Here is a 17,870-nt window from a genome sequence, read left to right as displayed (position 1 = left end):
GATGGAAGCTACCTATGCAACCGGGAGCGGAGGACCAAGGCTATTTTCTTAACGTCTTGGCGGCTCTCAATGGAAGTAGCCCGATACTGCTCGATGGGAAGAATTATCCCCAGTTCCATTAGCCGAGGCCCACCATGTGTTCGGCATCTGCTACCGCAACACGTCGGACATCGCGCCAACCGCGATCATCGGGGACATGCACGGCTTGAACAAAGTGAATTTCGCGATCCGGCACCGGTTCGGACCATGCTGCTCAAGTCGATTTCGCCGGCCGCATGGCGGCATGTGCACTTGAATCGGCGCCACGGCTTCACTACGGCTTGGACGCGAACAGCCCAAATTCGGCGAGACCCGTAAATTTGCTGTCGCCATTATTGGCTGTGATGTTGAGCCGGTAGTAGCGATAGGAGGACGGACTCGCGACCATGTAGCTTTTCAGCTCGAAGCGTTCCTGATTGCTTTGCGTGTCGAGCGTCGTCCAGGTGGCACCGTTGTTAGAGCCCTGGAACTGCCAGTTCTTCGGATCGCGCGAGACCTTGTCGCTGAAACTGGTGACCGTATAGCGTTGAACGATCTCCGTGTGGCCAAGGTCGTACTGCAGCCAGCCGGTCACGCCGGTGTGGAACCATTGCGTCGCCGAATTTTGGTCGAAGGCGTTTCTGGCGTTGGCTGGGTTGTTCTCACTGTCGTTGGCGGTGCCGCCCGTGGCGACGTTCACCATCGGACGCACCGGTGTAGCGCTGTCCGCGGGAGAATTATCGCTCGTGCCGGCGGAGTTGGTCGCCGTGACGGTGTAGTAGTAGGTCGTGCCGTTGATCACCGACTTGTCCGTGTAACTGCTGCCCGTGACACCCGACGCGATGGTTGTGGTTGGGCCGCCGTTGAAGGCGGAGCGCTTGACCGTGTAGCTGGTGGCGCCGAAGGACGCCTGCCAGCGCAGCGGGACTGCGCCATCGCCCGGCGAGGCCAGCAGCATGGCCGGCGCCGCGGGGATGACGCTCGGCGCACCACCGTCGCCGCCGGTAATCTGCACGTTGCTGAAGGTGGAGCTGTTCAGGGTGCCATTAGTGACTGAGGTGACCACCAGACCGACATAGATCGTGTCGGGAACGGGGGCGTCGATGCGGCCGACGTCGGTGGCAGCCCAATTGGTGCCATCGGGAGAAACGTAGCCGGTGATGATGTTCCCGATGCGCTCGAGCTTCACCCAGTAAGTGGGCCCGGAGCTCGCAACCTTGTTCGCGTAGTTCGAGCCGCCATACACCGCCAGTTTCGTCATGTTCTGTAAGGCTTCACCTTTGTAATTTATCGCCATCCAGGCGCGCGGAGCGCCTGGATCCAGGCTTGTGCGCATCATCACGCCCGCCATTGCGGACGGGTGGGTGTTCTGGAGCGACTCGACTTTGGCGATGATGCTGCCGTTGCCGGTGATGGCCTTGTAGGCGAAGTGGCAACTGTCGAGTGCGCCCCAGATACCCCAGCCTGCCCCAGCCACGTTCCATTTGCCGGCGGCGTATGTGGCCGCGCCGGCCGGGCTGGCGCCCCCGATGTCAGCATTGCTGAATCCCGAGGTGATCGAGGTGGTCGACGGAATCGGCAGCGCCGGCGGCGGCGTCGCCTTCGAGGTGTCGGAATCCTTGAGGAACATGAAGCTGTCGCCGTCCACCGGCATCCAGAGGCGTCTCTGCGCGATAAAGGGTGCCTGGAGCCCCTTGCGAAGGACGTAGGCGCCATAAATCTGAGTGAGCGCCACATTCCCGCCGCCGCCGCCCTGCCAGCCGTGCCCGGTGCGGTCGGAGGTGTAGTACGCATCGGTGGTGCCGAAAGGAAGCGCTGCCGTGGGGACGAGCTCATTCACCCTCGCGAAATACTCACCCGCCGCCAGCAGGCGATTGTCAAGATCGGAATAGATGTCGATGCCTTGGCTCCAGAGCGCCTCGGCGAGCATGGTCAGCGACCGGAACTGTCCATAGGCGTGCCCCTGGTCGCGCAGGGAGTCGCCGAGCATGCCGATGTCGTTGGAATTGCGCAGTCCGATATGGGCGAGCGTACGCGTCTGATAGACGACCTTGTCCAATGTCTCGAGATCGTCGTTGTAGATTGCCATCAGTCCAAGAGCGACGAGAGCCAGTGCGCCCTTGTTGGCGGCCCCGTACGAGCTTTCGCCATAGGGATTCGCTGCCGGCATCAGGACGTCCTTGAAGTACTTCTTGACGATCGCCGTGTCGGCCTCCTTCCAGCCGGACCATGCGCCGCGCAGGATGTCCGCGCCGCCCACGAACATGTAAGCGTAGTCGCCCAGATCGAGCATCGACTCGCGACCCGAGAACTCAGTCTGGGTGGTGGCCCACGCAAGTAGCATCTCGTGCGCCTTCTCCGCGTATCGGTCGTCCCGAGTGAAATACCACATCCGCGAGAGATTCCAGATCGCGACCATGTCGTTGCGCCAAGCCTGGAGATTCTCGTTAGGGGCGCGGCTCACTTTCGCGAACGGGCCGTACCTTTCGTAGGTGAGCTTGGACATGTAACTGCTCGCCATTTGGTCGTAGGCGGACTTCCACGGTTCCTTGCCCTGATCGACGTATACCTTGAGAGTCTGGAGATCCGAGAGGGTGAGCGGAGCGCCTGGATGCTTCATAACGTGGGCCGCTGGAGTACTTGCCACTGGGGTACCTCCCGCCGGAGTACTTGCCACTGGGGCACCTCCCACCGGAGTACTTGCCACTGGGGTACTTCCCACTGGGGCACCTCCCACCGGAGTATTTCCCACCGGAGTATTTCCCACCGGAGTACTTCCCACTGGAGTACTTCCCACTGGAGCACCTCCTGCGGGGCCGCCTTCCACAGAGGTAAGTCCCATCGGTTCGCCACCGCAAGCGCTAAGTATCAAGCAAATAGTGACCGCTGTAAAAATTTGTTTTTTCAAAGAAAAAGTCATTCTATTCAAAAGAAAAAGGTGTCCGTAAGAATGATTTTTTCATCTTGTCAAAAGGGGAAAAATTATTCTTCCAGGAGGAATGTCGAATGGTAATAAGGTGCGGGGGTCGTCGATACGTGCGCAGCCATCTTCGGGGGACGCAATCAGCACGATCCGTGCCATATCGAATTTCCAACACGAAGCCGGATGATTCAGAAGAACATGCCGAAACCGTGAAATAACTTTGATTGAAGGACGAAAAAGCCGACAAATTTTGGGTATGACAGGCGGGTCAAACTGACCGGATCAATTCAGCAAGCAAAAGACAAACTGGATTTTCGTTGTTTCGAATTTGAGTGCAGTTATTTGAGTTTATTCAAGTTAAACGAGACCGCCCAGTGGGTGTTAGCGCTAACAAAATTTGTCAGTTTTTTTGTTTTTCGGTCAATTTTCTGTCCATATCCTGGTGGCACAACTTCGAATCACCTTCGGCCTTTTTGCCTGAATTCGTTCTACTGCGTGTTCGGTATTCGATGTGGCACGGATAGTGCTCACAACATTTCCACGTGACAACTATCGCATGCTAAAAATATGACATCTTTTTTTACAAAACAATTCTTTATCACGATCTCTGCCTGCCTGATACTCGGCGCGTGTGGTGGCGGCACGAGTGATGCCGGAACAGACTCGTCCTCAACCGGCACGGGGGCCACTCCAGTTGGCACGGGGTCTACGCCAACCGGCACGGGGTCCACACCAACCGGCACGGGGTCCACACCAACCGGCACAGGGTCTACACCAACCGGCACGGGGTCTACGCCAACCGGCACGGGCTCTACGCCAAATGTCACTTTCATGGGCAAGAGCACGGTGTTGATCGGAAGAACGTCGATTGATGCTCTTTCGGTTGCCGCACCATTCGACGCTCAGTACCAATATGTCGTCAGTCCGCCGGCACCGTCGAGCAACCTGTACACGGCGACGTCCTGCCCGAATGGGACGAACTGGTGGGGATGCGCGGGCGGTAGCATCGGGGGGCTCATCCCCACCGTCGAAGCCCGCGCTGCGCAGGCCACCTACTTGGGTAAATCGTCTCCGCAGACAGTGATGTGGACATGGTTTGAACTCGGCCTCCTGGCGCCCGTGAACAAGTGGCAGGACGAGGTGACGGCGGTCAACCAGGTCGACCTCCTCACCAAATACTTGAACGACTACCGTTTCTTCCTCCAGAAGATCGGCAGCTCGCACGACATGATCGATCTCGAACCCGATTTTTTTGGTTTCGCGCGAGGGTACGGCCCTCTGGATCAGGACCCGGCGCAGGTGACGGCAGCGAATCCCACCGACTGCGGAGACCAGGCGAACACTGTGGCGGGTCTGGCTCACTGCCTGATCGCAATGGCCCGCAAGTACGCTCCCAACACGGCCGTCGGCCTGCATCTCACCTGCTGGGACTGGCCGGGCAACGTGGATAAATGTGCCAAAGATTACCTGACCCTCGGGGGAAAGGGTGCCGACTTCCTCGTCGGGGAGGTTGAATCCACGGACGCCGGACTCAACGCCAAGCTGGGGAATGGCAACTCATTCTGGAGCGACCAGAAGTGGGCCGCGCAACTCGCCTATTGGAAACAGATGGCCGAGGCGGTCGGCCATCCGATCGTCGTCTGGCAGATCCCGATCGGCAACATGGCAGAGAACAACACCGACTACCACTACCAGGACGACAAGGTCGACTGGCTGTTCTCGCACATGGACCAGGTCGCGAGCGCCCATGTCGCGGCTCTGATGTTCGGCCAAGGATCGGACCTGTCGACCACGGCTGAAACCGACGGCGGCAACCTGTTCGCGAAAACGGCGGCCTATCGCAATGCTGGAGGCACGCCGCTCAAATAGCATGTCCCTGCGTGCTGTCGCATAGCCACCCTGGTGCAGCAATTATTGCCAGAACGTGAAAAGCGTCGACAGCAAAGGGGCACTGCGGCTAATGTCGGCAATCAAGCACTGATGAAAAATTTGCCTGCGGAATGCGTTTGCGGTGATGCCGCGCTAATTGTTGGGAGTTATGGTTCAGATATCAATATTAAAAAAGATCGCGACGTATTTATTGACGCTTCTATTGTTTTCGTACACAACAGCAGCCTTTTGTGAAGACCGGTTTTATGTCATTTGGCGAGATATCGGATTGCCGGATGCAACACGTCTTGTCAGTCAGTATTCAGGCCGTTCGATTCGTTTGGCGCCAGACGTGGGCGGAACAATTAATCTTGCCTCAAGCGAGCCGCTCTCGCCTGACGAGATTTTTGTCCTGTTCCAAAAATCACTTCGGGAACAAAGGCTGAGATTGCTGCTTGTCGATGGCAATGAGTATCAGATAGAGAAGGCAAATTCAAATACGTTCAGCGATCGGGCCGCGGCTCCGCATGCCCCAGAAATTGTCACGTCAGAACCGGCGAAGACACTTCCTTCATCTGCAAAATTCATCCATAGCCAACAAGAAGCAGTCGCCAAGCGTCAACATGTAGGCGCTATATTTGCCTTTGAACAGCGCGCGCAGGCAATTGCTTCGCAACTCTGTGAGGCTGGAGCTGAAGCTATCGTCCTGGCATCGAACGATCCGGCGGATAAGGAATTTTCTGTTGTATTGCAGTACCGGGACGATAAAGAAGGTTATCAAGCAATGCTTACTGCGGTAGAACGGGCAGGATTGAATAATCTGATTTCCTTGCCGACGTTACCTGTTGAATTTTCTATGCAGGGAACCTCGGATCGACGCAGTCAGTGAGTCCGTAGGCTACCGGGCCAGCGGCCTCAACCTGGTGACGGCGGCCACCATGCTGTGAAACTCGATCTATCTGGAGCGGACCGCGAGTGCCTTGAGGATGTCCAGAAACACCGTTCGGCGCTATCTCCGCTCGGAAATCACCGGCCCATCCTATGCGGATCGCTATACACCTAGTGCAAGCGCCAAATACGTGTTTCAACTTTTGGCGTTGCTCAAAACCGAGGCGGTAAAGTCATGCAAGCAGCGACGCAGCTTGAAACAGATCCATCAGGATCTGCGGGATTTGAATTTCTAGGGATATTACGACAGGGCGGCAGCCTTCGCCAGGGTATGGCGGGCCGGTCAAATTGACCGGGTCAATTCAGCAAGCAAAAGAACAAACTGGATTTTCGTTGTTTCGAATTTTGAGTGCAGTTATTTGGGCCCGTTCAAGTTAAACGAGACTGCTCAGTCGGTGTTAGCGCTAACAAAATTTGTCAGTCTTTTTGTTTTTCGGTCAATTTTCTGTCCATATCCTGGTGGCACAACTTCGAATCACCTTCGGCCTTTCGCCTGAATTCGTTCGACTGCATGTTCGGTATTCGATGTGGCACGGATAGTGCTCATACGTTTCCACGCGACAACTATCGCATGCGAAAATATGACATCTCTTTTAAAAAAACAATTCGTTATCACGATCTCTGCCTGCCTGATACTCAGCGCATGTGGTGGCGGAACGAGTGATGCCGGAACAGGCTCTTCCTCAACCGGCACGGAGGCCACTCCAGTTGGCACGGGGTCTACGTCAACCGGCACGGGGTCCACACCAACCGGCACAGGGTCCACACCAACCGGCACAGGCTCCACACCAACCGGCACAGGCTCCACACCAACCGGCACGGGCTCCACGCCAACCGGCACAGGCTCCACGCCAACCGGTACGGGCTCTACGCCAACCGGCACGGGGCCTACGCTAAATAATGGATCCGGTGGTACCTCGACTGGCAGCGCGGCGGCCACCTGGAACAGCGTCAAGTGGGGCGGCGGCGGCTATGTCAGCGGCCTGATCTATCATCCGACGTCGCCTAACGTCTTGTACGCCCGGACGGACGTTGGCGGAGCCTACCGCTGGAACCAGGCCACGTCGCAATGGATGCCCATCACCGACGGCCTGAGTTTCAGCCAAGCCGACTCCGCCTTCCACTGCGTCGAAAGCATCGTCCTCGATCCCACCAACGATCAGCTCGTCTACTTGGTCGGGGGCAATGGCGGCAACGGTCGGCTGTATGCTTCCAGCGACCGCGGCAACAGCTGGACGTGGGTCAGCCTGCCATTCATGGTGAACGGCAACGCTGAGGGCCGGGCGATCGGCGAGCGCTTGGTGCTCGATCCGACCAATCCGTCGACGATGTTCTACGGTTCGCGCAATGCCGGCCTGTGGAAGAGCGCGGACTCGGGCCACACCTGGGCGCAGGTCACGAGCTTGTCTTCCTATACGATGAACTCCGCCGCAATCGGCGTCGAGCAGATCATCTTCGACAATGGGAACGTGGGCGGCGGCCAGACGACCTGGAACATGTGGGCTGCGGTCGCCCCCGACTACGCCAACGCGGCGGGCCTGACCTCGACCTTCTACAGGTCCAGCAACGGCGGCTCTTCATGGACGCCGGTCGCGGTGCCGGCCGCGGTCGTCGGGTATCACATCCCGCACTTCGCGCGCGCCGCCGATGGCATGTACTACGTGGTGTTCAACAAGAACGCAGGCCCTGGCGGCGATGGTCCCGGCTACCTCTACAAGTATAGCGGTCTTAGCGGCGTCTGGACCTTACTTAGCAGCACCACCGCGGGCGGCTACGGCGGCGTGTCGGTCTATGGCAGCGGCCCGGGCACTCGCGTCGCGCTGGCCGTGACCAATACCTGGACCGATTTCCCCGGCCAGAAGATCACCCAGTTGTCCGACAATGCCGGCAGCACCTGGCGCGAAATCGAGTCCCAGATGCCTCACACGCAGACCACCTCCGGGTACTGGGGCTGGAATGATGACGTCGAGATCGATCCGAACAACCGCGACCACATCATGCACCTTGACGGCCCCGGCGTCTGGGAGACGATGAACGCCTCGTCGGCGACACCGAGCTGGACCCTGAAGGTGAACGGCATCGAGGAAACTGCCACTCTGGCCGTCATCACCCCGCCCGCCGGTGCGACGTACAAACTCATCGACAGCGGCGGCGACATCGGCACCTGGGTCCAGACGGACCTCGCGACGATGCCGGCCAAAGGCCCCACCACGGGCTGGACCAATGGCAATTCGGCCGACATGAGCTGGTCCGATCCGCAATACATTGCTGCTGTCGCCACCACGAACGGGACCGGCGGCGCAGGATACGGGTACTGGTCGGGCGACGGCGGCGCCACGTGGGCGAACTTCGCCACCCTGCCTGCCGGCGCCGCGGCCGATGGGCGCGAAGCATCCAACATCGTTGTCACCGCACGCAACAAGGCGATCTGGGCGCCGTCCAATGCGGTGCCGTCCTACACCACCGACAACGGCGCCAGCTGGACGGCGACGAATCTCCCCGCGCTGACGGTGTTCGGCGGCTGGACGCGCGCCTACCGGCTCGCGGCGGACCGCAAGAACCCGAACAAGGTCTATGCCTACGATTCGGGCGGTGTATGGTGGTCGGGAACGCCAGGCAGGGTCTATGTCTCGACGGATGGCGGCCATACCTTCACGCTGAGCCAGGGCTCGGTGTCGGCGGGGCTGCGCGCCAATCCATGGCACGCCACCTCGATGGCCGTCAATCCGAACGTCGAGGGCGACGTCTGGCTGGCAGACGGCGATACCGTATACCACTCGGTCGACTCGGGCGCCACCTGGACCAAGCTCAACAACTTCGCGTCTATCTTCAGCAACGGCAACGGGTGGCCCGACGCGCAGGGCGCCAGCGTGGTGGCCCTGGGCAAGGCAGCCGTTGGCGCGCCGTACTCGGCCGCAATCTACGTGGTGGGCGTGATCAACGGCCAGTGGGGCGTGTGGGCTTCCGACAATGCCGGCAGCACCTGGACCCGCTTTAACGACGATGCCCACCAGTTCGGCGGCATCGGCGCGATGGCGGCTGACTGGAACATCCACGGCCGGATCTACGTCAGCGGCTCGGGCCGCGGCTTGTTGTACTCCAATTAAGATCGCCTGATCGCGGGTGGACGAGGGCGACTGCGGTCGCCCTTGTTATTTTGGGTCGCTGGATAGCGACGCTGCAATCAACCTCATCCGCGCCGTCGGAATGGGCTCAGAACGAGACTTGGCGAAGACCCCTTGGTGCCATGCACGTAGTCGTTGACCGGTTCAACTACGTTTCGCCGGCATTGACCATACTTACCATGGGCGAGTGGCGACCGTATTCGTTACCAGCCATGAAAATTTCCATGCTCAGACGAAAATAGACAAACTTCAGGCTCTGGGCGGCACACCGCCAATAAAAAGCGGTGGCGGCCCATGAGGACCAGCCACCGCGTCTTGGTTTAATTCAACGGGGTATTAGTCGAATCCATTCTTCATAAAAGAATAGTTATTGCAGCTTCCATTGTTGGCAAGCATTATTGAGCCAGGCCCATTGCTGGATATTGGTCGTGTCGGCCGTGCCACAGTTGGAAACATCCAACACCTTTCCGCTATTGCGCGAGGTCAAGCGGAACCAGGGAGCGGTGGTCGTTGTTACCTGCCATTGCTGACTGGTGCTGCTGCCGCAGGTATTTTGGATCACGTTGCCGCCATTGGCTGTGGAAGATCCGCTGACATCCAGGCACATGCCGCTGTTCTCGCTATAAATACTGGAGTATCCGTTGCCCAAGTCCACCATTTGCCAATTCTGCCAGGCAAATCCATTGCACCCGTAGAGGTCGACATTGCTACCCGCACTGGTGTTGGGTTGCTGAACGTCCACGCACTTGCTGCTATTTTGGTTGACGAGTTTTTTATAGGAACTCAGGGCGTTTCCGCTGTAACCCGCTGCAACGATATTGGCCTGTACGGCGTTTTCGGTTGCATCAGAAGGCTTGCCTGCTGTCATTGCGCCTTCATAGAAATTACCGACTGCACCCTTGCTGTTGTCGCCGCCAATACCCAAAATAATGGCGCCTTCTTTGTGGAAAGGCACATACCCTGACGTAGTAGGTAGCGGCCCCGCATAATCGGTTTTTAACGCGCCAGTTTGGGCATCGCCATCCCTAATGGAATATGTCGTGGCGTCTTGTTTAGTCATGGCCGTGACAAAAGTGGTATTGCGGCCAGTATTATTCGTATTGCTTCCGTTGCCTCCCAGGAATAGACCATTCTCAAGGTCTGCCATGACCCAGGGGCCAGATCCTGTACATGCGAACCAGCACAGAGTGCCAAAGTAGACCGCATTCATGTGCCCATTGCCGGTATCACGGTTATTTGTTTCGGCATTACCGTAATCAAAGCAGCAACCATTATTCACATGGGTAGCACTGGTGACCATGTATGCGCCTTCTGATGCGCTGCCGGTTGCAATGCCTGTGGTGTTGTTACGCCGATACCCGACGCCCGCGGAGATATAGACCGCATAAGCAGACTTTCCGCCAATCGTCACCTTCAATGCGGTGGCGCTGCCTGTGATGTCTGCGCTACCGTTCCCCCCGGCCGGCGCAACAGTCAAGTGGTTTCCATTTGCGGTCTGGTCATAGATCGTTTCGATGGTGCATACAGAACCAGCACAGAAAGTATCCTGTGCGGCAGCATTGGCAATACCACCGGCTGTTAATGTGCCAATATCCATGGTGGCGCCATCAGATGCGCGCTTGACCTGATACAGCTTGCCGTTATACGCCCCAAACAAGGCTCGCACTGTGCTGTGGGCCGCAGAGCACGGCGTACCTCCCGTAGCGTAAATATCACAAGTACTTGTGGCGGCCGAAGCCTTTGGCAACCAAACCACGCTGAAAAATACAATAAGCGCCAAAAGCATTAATAGGCGATTTATTGTACTTACAGCACACCTACTCAACGGACGGTGCCCATTCCACTCCAACTGCACGCAATGGTTTTTCATTTCAGTCTCCATAGTTATTTACTTTCAGAGTTATTTACTTTGATACCGTGTCTCTCGACACGCCATTCCACAGGCCATTACTGCTAAACCCGTAAAATCCATTGCGGCAAAAACGAACTGTGTTAATTGCCTAATAATGTGAACGTCAATGAAGTGGGCCGATGCCGATAAACCCGCCACATCCCGGCTTGAGCGGACCGCGTCAGCTTGGTCTCCGATGAGCGAAATACCCTTGTGTCGCCCACGGGTCATTTACTATCGGCGAAAGCCGGGAATGGCTGAAAGATCAGTTTCTCCGCTTTTATTCCGCCACTGATCTATCTGCGCGAGATCCGGGCTTCTGCGTGGTTAAGCGCCTCTAAATATTCGCCGGTAGCGGTTTTTTTCCGGCTCTGCACCAGATTCGACAGATCGGTGCTTGCTTGGCTGTCGCCCCGCTCTGCCAGCGTTTCGAGCTGCCTGACCAGACCTGCCGCGTCGGCGTTAATCTTGGTGCAGTCAGACGACGCCGCATCCGGTTGCTGAATTCCCTGACATGGCCATACCAGATCTAGCTTGGCGCGCAAGATCTTCGCGTCTCCATCCGCGGCAGGGACCAACGGTTCCGGATCATTCAAACAGTTCGAAGCGCCCCGCCCGTATGGGTTGCTCAGCGCCGTGTCGGCGCAACGCGGCTTGCCTTGTGCCACAACATCTGACGAATCCGCCATTGCCTGGGACTTGGCATCGGGCGGCGGCAATGGCGTGGTGCCGTCTGACTGCCGGGCGCTCATCAGCGCGAGCGCAGCGCTGTCTGGTTGATCAGCGCCTGTCAGTAGGTAAAAGCACAGGCACGCCGCGGCAATCATGCAGCATCCCAAGAATACTTTTTGAGCAACAGACATTTCTTCTTTTCCTTCTTTGCTGAGCTTCCAGTGACCACCTACACCGAACAATTACCGCTGGAGAGGCATTCAGTTCGGGCGCCAGAATCAACCTCCACAAAAGCCCGACTATCGCCGTCGCTCCAGTCGATTGCTCTTGGGCAATATTAGCAATCATCATTTCAGGAAGCCAATCACATGTTGCATCGGATTGATATCCATTTTCATATTGGTGGTGTCTTTTGTGACCCTTAAACGGATCGGTAAACCAGCGAGGGATGTACTGATCAAAGAACAAAGTGCTTGTTCGACTTCACATTTAGCCGGCACCGGTATCGCATGAATCTGATCGCCGGCAGCATCACCGCGTTGCACAACGACTTGCGCACACCTGTGTTCGCACTGATTTCGGATCTGACCGCCGAGGCATGCGCCGGCTATGTCGGACTTGATCAACGCAAAGTTGGCCGCACAGCGGCATGGGCCGTCTCTCGCCTCAGCAGCGTTCCGGAGAGGGTCGGCCTCATGGTGAGGCAGCCACCAATATTTGTGCCAAGAGCGGGCCGAAATCAGCTTCCGCTCCTGTTTTCGCGAATATGCGCCGGAATTTCAGCTGCTGGAAACCTTGATCAGCCTGGAGGACATCCATCTGGCTCAAGTAGTCACACTGGATTTGTTGAAGCGCCACCCGGACTTGGCCGGCATCTATGTGTGGCGGTGGGAATTACCTAGAGTTCAACTTTGGAATCATGACGAAGCTCGGTATCGCTGAGAAAAAAGGTATTTTGGTAGCCAGATATCTTTGTTGTTTCCTCACCGGGTTACCCTAGCAGAGCCGCTCCCACAAGGGCTCGACAGACTATGTTATCCGTTTTGACTAAAAGTTTAAAAATGGTCGTTCAGACTTCTCCGTGGGTAAAGGGGACACTATCGTACATGAGAGGTAGGGTGGGCACGCTTTTGTGCCCACGCTGTAGCGCTATCCGCATGGGCACAAAAGCGTGCCCACCCTACATGTCAATATTTTTTGCACCCATAGAAAAGTCTGATGAACCAAAAATAGAGGTTGCCCCGACAGACTTTATTGTTCGCTTTCATCCCCTGGGAACGCCAATTAGTTTCGGATACACATGGTCAAATAATTTCAGATATGCATGCCTTATATAGGCCTAGCGCGACATGTCAGCGCGCCTGCAGAATCTCGGACAACCGATCCGGAGTTCCGGGCACACGTTCCAGTACCGGAAAACGTTCGCCGTCGTGATAGTCCAATCGCAGCGGCGCCGCGGCCCGCAACGAAACTTCGATGGCGGCGGTGCTGGTTTTCGCATCCCGTATCGCCTCCTGCATAACGGCGTTGCTGTATGGCTGCCCATTGACCGCGGTGATCGACATGCCAGGCACGAAGCCCGCCTTGGCACCAGCGCTATCAGGAAGGACGTCGCCAACCACGCCGGCGCCGCTGATATTCAAGCCGATCGAATATTCAAATGCCTTGCTGCCGTTAGACTTGGACCAGTCGCTGGGCTGGTCTCGGTATACCAGCCGGTAGCCGCTGCCGGTGATGCCACCCATCGGACCCTCAGCGCTGTGCGAATGTAGGCGCTGGTTGAGAAAACTCGCCCAGTCGTTCGGCACCACGCTGTTCAGCGCGGCGACCAATTGGGTGAACGAGTAAGGCTTCACTTGCGCGCCAAGATTGGCGCCACCGTTGAACATCGCCAGGAAGTCGTCCAGCGATTTGCGGCCGTCGCTGCGATTGCGCATTGTGACATCCACATCTAGCCATATCAGGGCGCCCTCGCCGTAAAACTCGAAGCCGTTGCGACGCCAGTTGTCGTAGGCGCCGCCGCCTTTGTCCCACAAAGCCATAGCCGCCACCGCTGTGTCTTGCAGATCGCGCCACTGGCGTCCGCTACGGTGGCTGAAGAGGGCTGCGCTTGCGCCCAGCATGTCGAGGTATTGTTCACGGCTCCACAGGCCAGCACGGGCCGTGAGCACGGCACCCAGATAATCGGTCAGTCCTTCGTAGGCCCACAAGCCGCTGTTGTCGACCGGCACTTGGAAGTTCGGCGTGGTCATGCCGTCGGGCCGACGGTATTTACCGTTCCAGCTATGGACCAAGTCATGCGGCATAAAATTAGCATAGCGCGACATCATTCCTTCATCGGTCAGAAATCGCGCGGGGCGGCGGTTATCTAGCGACTGGTGATGGTCTGCTGCGTGTCCTTCGATCTCGTCAGACAGGGTGACGAGCATGCGGAAGGCATCGTAGTGGTGGCTGCGGAACATTTTACTGCTTTGGTTTATCAGTTCGGACAGCTTGTCGATGTAGGCCTGATTGACTTCCAGGTTCTCCGGCGCGTCGGCCACCATGTCGAGATAGTGGGGAGGAGTGATTCCCAACGCCAGCGGCACCTCACGGAAGTAACGGCCTGCGATCAGAGGCGAATCGACCAGCTGTTCCAATGACACTGTCTGGAATGCGATCGGGCCGGCAGTGCCGACGGCGGCGTTGTCAGCTAGATGCAGTGAGCTGGCATGCCGCCATCCCGCGGGCAGCAACAGTGACGGCGTTATGTCGATACGGTCCACACGCGTGGCTGGACCGGCGTAAGGATAAAGCAGCACGTCGTTCCAGCTCAGCACCGCCAACTTGTCGCTGGTCGAGCCTGCGGCCGTGCCTCCCGCCGACGCAGTGATAAAGTCGGTCCTGACTTCGATGCTGTGCGCGCCGTTGGGAACCGTGATGCGGTAGGCGTAGAGGTCAAGCGGATCGCGCCGCCAAGCGAGCTGCTTGCCGTTGACGCTGATCGTCAGCCCGACCTGCTGAGCGATCGGCGCCACCTCATGCGCATTCGGCATCCACTTCGGATAAGCCAGCATCAAAGGCCCAGGCTGCACTGGAATGGTCAGTGTCGCGTGAATGATCTTGCGTGGCGCGTCGCGCATGTCGACAGCCAGTTGTATCGGTTCGGCTGCAGCTGCGGATAGGGGGAGCAGTAAAATGATCAGCGAAGTGCGCAGTCTCATGTCAATGATCTCTCTAAAAATAGAGCGAGTTAATAAGATAGCCCGACCTTTTGACCGATCCATGATGTATCTTTGGCCAAGCGAATCATAAAATGAGCAACGTCCGCTCGCGAAATTTTTCCGGTACCCCAAGGATTTAATTTTACTTCCGTGCGGTACTGCTTGCGGGCAGCATCGTTCGTCAATTGAGCAGGGCGCACTACCACCCATTCTTCGGAGTAGGATCTTAAAAGTGTTTCAGCCTCCTCATGATCGCGGTAAGTCTCGCCGATAAATATTGGCAAAAATATTTTTCCAACCACAAATGGCAAATCGGATCGAGTCTCATGAGTGCCGTAGGCACTCATGTAGATGATTCGTTTTGGCTTTCCTTTCATAACGGCCGCAAGCGAATCCTTTAAAATTCCCTTAATTGGGTAGTCTTGTGAGAGGCCAATATTGTATCGGACAAGATTCCAAGACATGGGATGGCCCAAGGCAACAAACACGGTTTCTTGTTTTGAGGCCCATGCTGTCAGGGCCTCTTGATCCGAAACTTCGCCGCGAATAACCTCCAACTTCATTTCTTTAGGTAATTTGTCAGGTTGTCTTACAAATACCGAAACGTCATGGGAGGGAAGCTGTTTGAGAATCTCAAGCCCTGTTAATCCGGTGGCACCCACTATTCCGTATTTCATTGTTGATTTCTCCTTGATTTAGAATTAAAAAATGCAATTTCCATGGTCAACTCCTGGGGTAAATATGACGATGCGGATCTCCACCAGATTACTGTCGGCCCGCAGTAGCCTTCACGTTCATCAGAACGTTTGCGGTGAACGCCGCCAGGCCAATAATGACGATGCTGGCAGAGATGGATACGATTGGAGTTGCAGCTGTATGACCGGTAAGCACCAAGCCGAGACCGAGCATGAAAAAGGGCAGACCGACGTTGTGCAACCAGAAATGAATCCGCGCGAGCAGCGTCAGCGCTGCGGCCGGATAAAGTTGATAAATCAAACCTGCAAGCGCGAGCGAAGCCCAGCCGAGTAACGCGAGATGCGCATGGACTGGAGCCAAAGAAAAGTTTTCGGTCGCCCCCATATAGCCGCCAAGCAACGCGCCGACGAATAGATAGATCACCGCGATCTTCAGAAATCGAATACCCATTGGAATCTCCTGTAAAAAAACAAACGACTGATTGTTGACACGGCCAGCTAAATTGAACAATTAATCATCAGCCATGCCTCGACGCTTCAGAGGCTGCACGCAACCAACAGCTCAGCGCAATGCGGCGCATCACGTTGGCTGACAAAGCATGGGCTTGGCGGCAATGCCAAAGATGCTCTACGCGTTAAGTTGCGCTGCAATCGTCTCAGCCATCGGCGTTGTTGGCCGGCCGATCAATGTACTGAGCTGGTGCTTATCGTCGAACAGACCACCTTGCGAAGCGCCGCTGTCAGAATCTGCCAGCAGATCCGCGACCGGCTCGGGCAAACCAAAACCCACGAGCGCCGCTTTGTAATCTGCACGCGGCAGGTTCACGTAGTTGACTGCCTTGCCTGACTGGCGCGAGATTTCGGCCGCGAACTCCGACAAGGTGTAGGCAGTATCCCCCGCCAGTTCGTAGACCCGTCCGGCTTGATCGGGAAGCGTCATCGTCAAAGCAGCCGCGGCGGCATAGTCAGCCCGAGAAGCCGAAGCAATCCGTCCGTCGCCGGCGCTACCCATCAGCGCACCGTGAGCCAGCGCCGTTGGAATTGAAATCGTGTAATTTTCGGTGTACCAACCATTGCGCAACACAACGAATTGGATGTCTGAAGCTTTAAGCATCGCCTCGGTTTGAACGTGGTCAGCCGCCAACCCCAACGGAGACGTGCTGGCGTGTAGAACGCTCGTGTATCCGATCAACTTGACTTCACAATCAATCGCCGCGTCAATTACGGCGCGGTGTTGAGAGGCGCGCTGTCCGGGTTCGAGCTCGCTCGAAGATATGAGCAGTAGCTTATCCGCACCAGCAAGCGCAGTCCTAAGCGACGCTGGCTGCGTGTAATCCGCCTGACGAACTTGAACGCCGCGATTTGATAAATCGGTTGCCTTCGCTGGATCGCGAACTACAGCGACGATGCTTGATGCGGGTTCCGTGCGTAAAAGGTTTTCAATTACCAGACGGCCGAGCTGCCCTGTGGCTCCTGTAACAACTATCATGACAAATTCCTTGGTTTGGTTGAGCAAGGCACTTACAATAAGGCATTACCTTACTTTCCGTAAGTACGCACCGAAAGGTTAGTGTAGAGATGGCAACGCAAACCAAACTGATCGCATCTGACTCCTTTTCCGCCCAAGTCCAACGCGAGGGGCTCCCATCAACTGAATGCCCATGTCGTGAGATGCTGAAAGACGTCACGAGTCCTTGGGGCATATTGCTGCTTATCGTGCTGATGGGCGAAGTTCGACGTTTCAGTGAGCTCCGCAGAATGGTCGGCGGCGTGAGCGAAAAAATGTTATCGCAAACCTTAAAGCGCCTGGAAGCACACGGGTTGGTTCATCGGAAGTCTTATGGGACCGTACCTCCCCACGTGGAATATTCCTTGACTCCACGGGGACGAATTCTGGGCGAGAGAGTTGAAGCGTTAGCCGATTGTATCGATACCATGCTTCCCGACAGTTTAGATGCACGGCGTCCCTCCCTTTCGCCCAAACACGCCCAGGCGTAAAGTCAGCTTCTCTGCCGTTTGCAAAGAATGGCCATACAACACTCCGATTGCCAAAAAATCGGGCTGACACAGGAGCGCTTGAATAGCTTCGGCGAAATGATATCGCGTGTGCCGCTTGGAAGACCCAGAGAGGCGGAGGAGATTGCGGCCGCAGCACTTGGACAATCTGAACGAGTCGGTGAAATCCGGACTTATTTCGCCTGAGGGCTTTCGGAGAGGGCAGACGCTCTGACTAAGAGATTTCAAAAGGCGCTAACCGCAGGGCGGTTAGCGGACGGCGCTTTAGTGGTAAAGCCGAGTTTCTGCTACAGCTGCTAGGCGGCCTACAGCAATTTTCTTCCTATTTCTATGCCTCTACTGACATCTTTAGCCCCCATGTAAAGCGATCGGTATCGGGCGTTGAAAATACAGCCCTCTTCTTTGACTCAAACTATTTGGATGTAGAGGCGCTACGCGAGTTATTGAACTGGAGTACACATCAGTCGAATCGCTTCATCATTTGTGGCGACTCCACCCCAATAGCTGACT

At 56.6% G+C, this 17,870-nt stretch carries 12 protein-coding genes and 1 pseudogene; 5 read left to right on the top strand and 8 right to left on the bottom strand.

Translation table 11 applies throughout. The features are described 5' to 3' along the window. Positions 1-124: 124 nt before the first annotated feature. A pseudogene (locus tag CPter91_RS27655) lies at positions 125-265 on the top strand (Tn3 family transposase); the annotation flags it as partial. A 48-nt stretch (positions 266-313) separates the two neighbouring features. Here the strand turns inward: CPter91_RS27655 and CPter91_RS01620 are convergent. Continuing rightward, positions 314-2,638: a discoidin domain-containing protein gene (locus CPter91_RS01620; RefSeq protein ID WP_099047151.1), complete on the bottom strand. Its 2,325-nt coding sequence runs from the start codon at positions 2,636-2,638 to the stop codon at positions 314-316. A gap of 1,134 nt (positions 2,639-3,772) precedes the next feature. On the opposite strand from CPter91_RS01620, the gene CPter91_RS01615 reads away from it, so the two are divergent. From CPter91_RS01615 to CPter91_RS01605, 3 genes are all read left to right on the top strand, one after another. Next, the gene (locus CPter91_RS01615) at positions 3,773-4,810 is read left to right on the top strand and encodes a hypothetical protein (protein ID WP_236905920.1); all 1,038 of its coding nucleotides are present in this window, start codon (positions 3,773-3,775) and stop codon (positions 4,808-4,810) included. A gap of 169 nt (positions 4,811-4,979) precedes the next feature. Beyond that, the gene (locus tag CPter91_RS01610) at positions 4,980-5,699 is read left to right on the top strand and encodes a hypothetical protein (RefSeq protein ID WP_061936108.1); all 720 of its coding nucleotides are present in this window, start codon (positions 4,980-4,982) and stop codon (positions 5,697-5,699) included. 1,132 nt (positions 5,700-6,831) lie between these two features. After that, positions 6,832-8,865 (top strand): dockerin, encoded by a 2,034-nt coding sequence (locus CPter91_RS01605; RefSeq protein WP_236905919.1) that lies wholly within the window; start codon positions 6,832-6,834, stop codon positions 8,863-8,865. A gap of 385 nt (positions 8,866-9,250) precedes the next feature. On the opposite strand, the gene CPter91_RS01600 is transcribed toward CPter91_RS01605, so the two are convergent. From CPter91_RS01600 to CPter91_RS01570, 7 genes are all read right to left on the bottom strand, one after another. After that, positions 9,251-10,765, bottom strand: a complete 1,515-nt coding sequence (locus CPter91_RS01600; protein WP_061936102.1) for an arabinofuranosidase catalytic domain-containing protein — start codon at positions 10,763-10,765, stop codon at positions 9,251-9,253. Between the two features lie 305 nt (positions 10,766-11,070). Next, entirely contained in the window at positions 11,071-11,637 is a 567-nt protein-coding gene (locus tag CPter91_RS01595) for a hypothetical protein (RefSeq protein WP_061936099.1), read from the bottom strand. Positions 11,638-11,793: 156 nt separating this feature from the next. Further along, positions 11,794-11,991, bottom strand: coding sequence for a hypothetical protein (locus CPter91_RS26830; RefSeq protein WP_167595124.1), 198 nt, complete (start codon positions 11,989-11,991; stop codon positions 11,794-11,796). 807 nt (positions 11,992-12,798) lie between these two features. Next, positions 12,799-14,649, bottom strand: coding sequence for a M61 family metallopeptidase (locus CPter91_RS01585; protein ID WP_061936092.1), 1,851 nt, complete (start codon positions 14,647-14,649; stop codon positions 12,799-12,801). A gap of 29 nt (positions 14,650-14,678) precedes the next feature. Beyond that, entirely contained in the window at positions 14,679-15,326 is a 648-nt protein-coding gene (locus CPter91_RS01580; RefSeq protein WP_061936089.1) for an NAD(P)-dependent oxidoreductase, read from the bottom strand. A gap of 88 nt (positions 15,327-15,414) precedes the next feature. Beyond that, positions 15,415-15,795, bottom strand: a complete 381-nt coding sequence (locus tag CPter91_RS01575) for a hypothetical protein (protein ID WP_061936086.1) — start codon at positions 15,793-15,795, stop codon at positions 15,415-15,417. 177 nt (positions 15,796-15,972) lie between these two features. Then, on the bottom strand, positions 15,973-16,833 hold the full coding sequence (locus CPter91_RS01570; RefSeq protein WP_061936084.1) for an SDR family oxidoreductase: 861 nt from the start codon (positions 16,831-16,833) through the stop codon (positions 15,973-15,975). A gap of 89 nt (positions 16,834-16,922) precedes the next feature. On the opposite strand from CPter91_RS01570, the gene CPter91_RS01565 reads away from it, so the two are divergent. Then, positions 16,923-17,342 carry a winged helix-turn-helix transcriptional regulator gene (locus CPter91_RS01565; RefSeq protein ID WP_061936081.1) on the top strand — a complete coding sequence of 140 codons (420 nt, stop codon included), beginning with the start codon at positions 16,923-16,925 and terminating at the stop codon, positions 17,340-17,342. Positions 17,343-17,870: the final 528 nt, after the last annotated feature.

The sequence above is a fragment of the Collimonas pratensis genome (assembly GCF_001584185.1).
GTDB classification, from domain to species: domain Bacteria; phylum Pseudomonadota; class Gammaproteobacteria; order Burkholderiales; family Burkholderiaceae_D; genus Collimonas; species Collimonas pratensis.
Note: the sequence above shows the minus strand (reverse complement) of the source record. Positions and strands in the feature narration are given on the sequence as shown.

Bases quoted from the DNA above. Each gene is read 5' to 3' on its own strand.
- CPter91_RS01620 (WP_099047151.1), bottom strand. From the start codon at position 2,638: ATGAAGCATCCAGGCGCTCCGCTCACCCTCTCGGATCTCCAGACTCTC.
- CPter91_RS01615 (WP_236905920.1), top strand. From the start codon at position 3,773: ATGGGCAAGAGCACGGTGTTGATCGGAAGAACGTCGATTGATGCTCTT.
- CPter91_RS01610 (WP_061936108.1), top strand. From the start codon at position 4,980: ATGGTTCAGATATCAATATTAAAAAAGATCGCGACGTATTTATTGACG.
- CPter91_RS01605 (WP_236905919.1), top strand. From the start codon at position 6,832: ATGCCCATCACCGACGGCCTGAGTTTCAGCCAAGCCGACTCCGCCTTC.
- CPter91_RS01600 (WP_061936102.1), bottom strand. From the start codon at position 10,765: ATGGAGACTGAAATGAAAAACCATTGCGTGCAGTTGGAGTGGAATGGG.
- CPter91_RS01595 (WP_061936099.1), bottom strand. From the start codon at position 11,637: ATGTCTGTTGCTCAAAAAGTATTCTTGGGATGCTGCATGATTGCCGCG.
- CPter91_RS01585 (WP_061936092.1), bottom strand. From the start codon at position 14,649: ATGAGACTGCGCACTTCGCTGATCATTTTACTGCTCCCCCTATCCGCA.
- CPter91_RS01580 (WP_061936089.1), bottom strand. From the start codon at position 15,326: ATGAAATACGGAATAGTGGGTGCCACCGGATTAACAGGGCTTGAGATT.
- CPter91_RS01575 (WP_061936086.1), bottom strand. From the start codon at position 15,795: ATGGGTATTCGATTTCTGAAGATCGCGGTGATCTATCTATTCGTCGGC.
- CPter91_RS01570 (WP_061936084.1), bottom strand. From the start codon at position 16,833: ATGATAGTTGTTACAGGAGCCACAGGGCAGCTCGGCCGTCTGGTAATT.
- CPter91_RS01565 (WP_061936081.1), top strand. From the start codon at position 16,923: ATGGCAACGCAAACCAAACTGATCGCATCTGACTCCTTTTCCGCCCAA.